Genomic DNA, 6,050 nt, shown 5'->3' on the forward strand with positions numbered 1-6,050 from the left:
GCCGGGAGCTTCAGGAGCCCGCTCACGGCATCCTTCAACTCCCACTCCAGGCACTGCCCCACCGACCAACCCGCCATCACCGCCCGGCGACCCGGACCCGCAGCAGCCACCACCACCTCAGCAACGGGAACCGCGACGCGCAGGCCTCGGAACCGGACCAGGCTCAGCCCTTCCCGGTCGACCACGTCGATGGCGAGGACAGCCTCCGACCCCGCGCCCGTCATCTCATAGGCGACGACGGCCCGAACGGCCTCGCGGCCTGGCTCATCGGCGTACGTCGCCTCGTCCGCCCGCAGCAGGCTGACCGGCCGCTCGCCCCACCCGGCGTTCCGCCCGACCGCCGCGAGGCAGGCGGCGAGCTGCCGGGGCACAGGGAGGGCGTCGGCTGGGGAGTCCGCGAGTTCGACGAGCAGGGAGCCAGGCGTGTCCACATCCACGTATTCGCGCCTCGCGTCCGGGAGGACGGTCACGCGGCCGGTGCTGCCGACGCCGGTGATGTCCTGCTCGGTACGCCCGCCGCCGGCGTAGACGGTCCACTCGCCGTTCGGGACGAGGTCGACGTACACCTGGTGGTCGCGGTCCACGACGACCGGCTCGTGCCACGCCACGTCCGTCAGCCGGACGACGTCCCCGCCGCCCTCCGTGGCCAGCTTCGCGGCGGCGCGGACCATGTCGAGCTGAGCGGCCTCCGGCAGCACCTTGACCATTCCGTCGACCATGTCAATTCCTCTCGGCGGAGACGAGCAGGTCGCTCAGGAAGTCCTCACGACCGGTGAACTGCGAGCTGAAGCGGTGGACGGTCCCGTCCGAGTCGTGTGCGTGCACCAGGGGATGCAGGCGTTCGTCTCCGGTGCGCCGCGCCGGCGTTCGCCGCCCGCCCGCTGCCCAGTAGCGCTCGGCGGCGAAGGGGTACGGGGGCAGGCCGGGGATCATGCGGGGCGGGCTGTCCCAGAGGCCCTCGAACGCCGCCGGGTCGTGGCCCTGGCAGTAGAACTCGGCCAGGGCGAGCAGCAGCTCCTGCCAGGCGTCCGGGTGGGTGGGGCGGGATTCCACGAGGTCCGCGATGACCTTCTCGATCATGCGGTTGGGAGCGAAGTCGCGGGGAACGCTCGCCCGGTACAGGCGGGGGACCCTCGCGCCCTCCGCCGCCTGCCGCAGCAGCCGCACCGCGTCCTCGCGGTCCTGGGCCACCAGGGCGCAGCGGTGGGCGAAGTGGTGGCGCCCGGACATCAGCGTGCGGCTGACGGACGCCAGCCGCGCCACGCGCGCCATGCGTGCCGCGCCGGTGGCCGGGTCGCTGCCGCGCTCCAGGTGGTCGGCGAGGGCGCCGAGGCGTTGGGCCAGCGCGTCCTCGGTCTTGGCGGAGACCACGAGCAGGTGGTGCGGGTGGGCGGGCCGCTCGTCCTCCGCGATGCCGGCCGGCGTCGGGGCCGCCTGGAGCACCACGTGGGCGTTGGTGCCGCTCATGCCGAAGGAGCTGACGGCGCCGCGCCGCGGGTGCCCGCCCGCCGGCTCGGGCCATGCGCGGCGCGTGCGGTTGACGAAGAACGGGCTGTCCTCCCAGCGGATGTGGGCGCTGAGCTCGTCGCAGTGGATGCTCGGCGGGATGGTCTCCTTCTTCATCGCCGTCACGAGGGTCACGAGGCTGACGAGGCCGGAGGCGGCCATGCTGTGCCCGAGGTTGGGCTTGACGGAGGTCAGCGCGCAGAAGCCGGTGCGGTCGGTGCGGGAGCGGAACGCGTCGGCCAGGGCGTTGACCTCGATCGGGTCGCCCAGCTTGGTGCCGGTGCCGTGCGTGACGAGGTAGTCGAGCGTGTCGGGGGCGATCCGGTGGCGGTCGTAGACGGACGTCAGGAGCCGGGCCTGTGCTTCGCCGTTGGGGGCGGTGATGCCGTTGGTGCGGCCGTCGTAGTTGACGCCGCTGCCGAGGATGGTGGCGTAGGCGGGGTGGCCGTCGCGCTCGGCGGCGTCGCGCCTCTTCAGCACCAGGACCGCGACGGCCTCGCCCGGGACCATGCCGTTGGCGCGCCGGTCGAAGGCGTAGCAGGTGCCGTCCGGGGAGAGCATGTTGGCGTTGCGCATGCCGACGTAGTCGTGGTCGGAGGACATGACGCTGGCGGCCGCGACGATGGCGGTGTCGCAGTCGCCGTAGCGCAGGCTCAGGCAGGCCTCGTGCAACGCCACCAGGCCGGAGGAGCAGGAGGTGTTGATCGCCATGCTGGGGCCGGCGAGGTTGAGGAAGTACGCCAGGCGGGAGGCGAGGATCGCGTTGCTGTTGGAGGTCAGGCTGGCCTCGTCGTCGACGAGGTAGCGGTAGTCGCCCTCCTCGACGCCGACGAAGACGCCGACGCGCTCGCCGGACATGCGGCGTTCGCCGTACCCGGCGTCCTCCAGGGCCTTCCACATCTCTTCGAGGAGGAGGCGCTGGCGCGGGTCCATCAGCTCGGCCTCGCGGGGCGAGATCTCGAAGAAGAGGGGGTCGAACTCCGCGACGCCGGGCAGCCAGCCGAGCCGGGCGGGCTGGTCGCCCCAGGTCTCGCGTCGCTCCTCGGGGACCTCGCGGACGGCGCTGCGGCCCTCGGCGAGGAGCGACCACAGCTCGTCGATGGTGCGGGCGTCGGGGAAACGCCCGCTCATGCCGATGATCGAGATCGAATCCGGCTCGGCGGCGGCTGCCGTGGCGCGGGAGGCGCCGCCGGGCGCGAAGCGGTCGGAGCGGCGCTTCCGCTCGGGTGCGGGTGTGGTGGTGGCCGTGGCTGCGGCTGCGGCTGCGGCTGTGGCCGCCTCGGCGCCGCGGTACCAGTCGTGCATGCGCTCGGCGTGGCTGGTGAGGAGGTGGGTCTTCAGGCGGCCGAGCGTGGGGTGGCTGAAGAAGAGGTCGGGTGTGAGGGTGAGGTCCAGGCGCCTGCTCAACTCGACGGCGAACTGGGAGAGGTTGAGGGAGTCGAACCCGTAGGTGGCGAGGTTCGCGTCGAGGTCGTTCAGCCGCTCCATGGGGAACTTGAGCAGCTGGCTGACGGCGTCCTTGAGTTCCCACTCCACGCACTGCGGCACGGACCAGCCCCGCATCTGTGGCCTGCGGCCCGCGCCGGCGGCATGGAGGTCGGCCGTGTCGGGCAGCTCGTGCCGCCGCCTGGACAGGGTGAGGTCGCGGATGCGGACGACGACCGCGCCCTCGTCCGTTGCCAGGTCGATGCCGACCGTCGCTCCGGCTCCCGCCGTCCGCAGCGTGATCCGCGCCCGGCGGGCGGGCTGCGGGGCTGCGGCGAAGCTGGCCTCGGCGATGGCCGTGACCCTGCCGTCGTCTGCCTTCCAGCCGAGGTGGGCGCGTGCGGCGGCAAGGCAGGCGTCGAGGTGGTCGGGCCGCAGGTGCAGCCGCTCGTCGCCGGTGGCGTCGGGCAGCTCCAGCGTCAGGGACGCGGCGTTCTCCCCCGGACGGTCCGAGTCGGCGGCGGGGTCGGCCGGGTCGGCGGCCGGGTCGGTCGTGCGGACGGCGCGGCCGTCGCAGGCCAGGTACGGCTCGCCGGACGCGGACGTCTCGGACGGCTGCGACGGCTCGGACGGCTCGTCGGCGTACAGCGCCCAGTCGAGCGCGCCGCCCTCGGCGGTCGCCTGGAGGTCGATGTGGACGGCTGTCGTGGCGGGCTCGTAGCAGACGACGTCGTGCAGGGTGACCGGCACCTCGCCCTCGCCCAGGCCCAAGACGGCGGCGGCCCGCGCCAGTTCGAGGAGGGCACCCGCGCTCATGCCGCCGTCCGGGCCGGTCCACCAGCTCTCCTCGCCGGTGAACGCCGAGGCGAACCGCTCGCAGCGCACGTCGGAGGTGTTCTCGTGCACCAGCGGGTGCAGCCGGGAGGTGTCGGCGCTGGTGGTGGGCGTAGCGGGGGTGGCGACCCAGTAGTCGCGGTTGTCGAAGGGGTAGGTCGGCAGGCTCATGCGCTCCGGCGGGCTGTCGCCCCACAGCGCCGCCGGGTCCGGGTCGTGGCCCCGGCAGTACCGGCGGGCCAGCTCGGCGAGGTCGCTCGTCGGCGTAGGAGGGGTAGCGCGGATGTCGCGGGGCACGGTGCCGCGGAAGGCGTTCGGCCCGCCGTCCTCCCCCGTCGCCGCCGCCTGGCGCAGCGCCCGCACCGCCTCCTCGCGCCCGCGCACGACGAACGCGCACCGCCGCGCGAAGTGGTGCCGCCCGGCCATCAGGGTGTAGCTGACGGACGCCATCAGCCCCGGGCCGACCTGCGACCACGCGCGGCCGGCGAGCCGGTCGGCCAGCTCGGTCAGCGCGCGTGCCAGGGCCTCGTCGGTCTTCGCGGAGAGGACCAGCAGGTGGGCGTCGGGCGCGGGCTGGTCGCCGAGGCGAGCCAGGTCGGCGCGGCGGGTGCCGTGGCTCTCCAGCAGCACGTGGGCGTTGGTGCCGGAGAAGCCGAACGCGCTCACCCCGCCCCGGCGCGGGCGATCCCGGGCTTCCGGCCAGGGAGTGGGCTCGCGGTTGACGTAGAAGGGGCTGGTGGGCCAGGAGACGAAGTCGCTGATCTGCTCGCAGTTGATGCTGGGCGGGATGGTCTCGTGCCGCATCGCCAGCGTCAGGCCGATGAGGCTGACCAGGCCGGAGGCGGCCAGGGTGTGGCCGACGTTGGGCTTGGTGGAGGTCAGGGCGCAGAAGCCGGTCGCGGGGGTGTGGGGGCGGAACGCCTCGGCGAGGGCGTTGATCTCGACCGGGTCGCCGAGGCGGGTGCCGGTGCCGTGGGTGACGAGGTACTCGACGGACTCGGGGGAGATGCCGGCGCGGCGGTGCACGTCCTCGATCAGGCGGGTCTGCGCGTGGCCGCTGGGGGCGGTGATGCCGTTGGTGCGGCCGTCGTTGTTGATGCCGCTGCCGATGATGCTGGCGTAGACGGGGTGGCCGTCGTGCTCGGCGGCGTCGCGCTTCTTCAGCACGATGGCGGCGACGGCCTCGCCCGGCACCATGCCGTCGGCGCGCCGGTCGAAGGCGCGGCAGACGCCCGCGGGGGAGAGCATCCCGGCGGCGTCGAGGGCGTCGTACTCGCGGGGGGTCGCCATGAGGTTGACGCCGGCGACGATCGCGGTGTCGCAGTCGCCGTGGCGGAGGCTGAGGCACGCCTCGTGGACGGCGAGGAGGCTGGAGGAGCAGGCGGTGTTGATGGCGATGCCGGGGCCGGTGAGGTTGAGGAAGTAGGACAGGCGGGAGGCGAGGACGGCGTTGTGGTTGGAGGTGATGCCCTCCTCGGCGGCGGCCAGCAGGCGGTAGTCGCCCTCCTCGACGCCGACGAAGACGCCGACGCGCTCGGCTTCGAGCTGGGTGCGCCCGCAGGCGGCGTCCTCCAGGGCCTTCCACATCTCTTCGAGGAGCAGCCGCTGGCGCGGGTCCATGGTCTCGGCCTCGCTGGGCGCGATCTCGAAGAAGAAGGGGTCGAACTCGGCGATGCCGGGGAGGCGGCCGATGCGGCGTTCCCTGCCGTCGGCCCACCAGGCGTGCCGGTGCGGGTCGTCGGCGGGCACGGGGCCGATGGCGGAGCGGCCCTCGGCGAGGAGGGTCCACAGCTCGTCGACGGTGCGGGCGGAGGGGAAGCGCCCGCTCATGCCGATGATGGCGATGGGCTCCTCGGCGGGGGCGGGGGCGGGGGCGGTGCCGGAGACGGCGGCGCGGGCGGCGCGGCGCTTCCTGACGGGGGGTGGGGCGAAGCGGCTGGCGCCGCTGCGGGTGCGGCGCTTGCTGCGCGGCGCGTGGGGCGCGGGGGGCTCGGGAGCCTCGGGAGCCTCGGGCGCCGGGGCGGCGCCGAACAGGGCGGCGATCTTCTCGCCGTGGCGGCTCAGCAGGAACTCGTGGATCTTCTCCAGGTTGGTGTAGCTGAAGAAGAGGTCGGGGGTGAAGTCGATGCCGAAGCGCTCGGCGATGGTGCCGGCGAACTCGACGAGGCTGATCGAGTCGAAGCCGAAGTCCTGAAGGTTCTCGTCGGTGGCGAGCCGCTCGGCGGGGATGCGGAGGATCTGGCTGGCCGTCCGCTTCAGCTCCTGCTCCAGCGCGGCGGCGGTAC

At 73.8% G+C, this 6,050-nt stretch carries 2 protein-coding genes; both read right to left on the reverse strand.

The window, feature by feature from the left end; all coding sequences use genetic code 11:
- Positions 1–719, reverse strand: a 719-nt coding sequence (locus ACTWQH_RS32335) for a hypothetical protein (protein ID WP_443290382.1), incomplete at its 3' end; no start/stop codon positions are given.
- Position 720: 1 nt separating this feature from the next.
- Positions 721–6,050 (reverse strand): beta-ketoacyl synthase N-terminal-like domain-containing protein (locus ACTWQH_RS32340; protein ID WP_443290383.1); only part of this gene is annotated, 5,330 nt, incomplete at its 5' end.

Origin of the sequence: Streptomyces sp. 6N223 (assembly GCF_052246635.1) — a bacterium.
GTDB lineage: Bacteria > Actinomycetota > Actinomycetes > Streptomycetales > Streptomycetaceae > Streptomyces.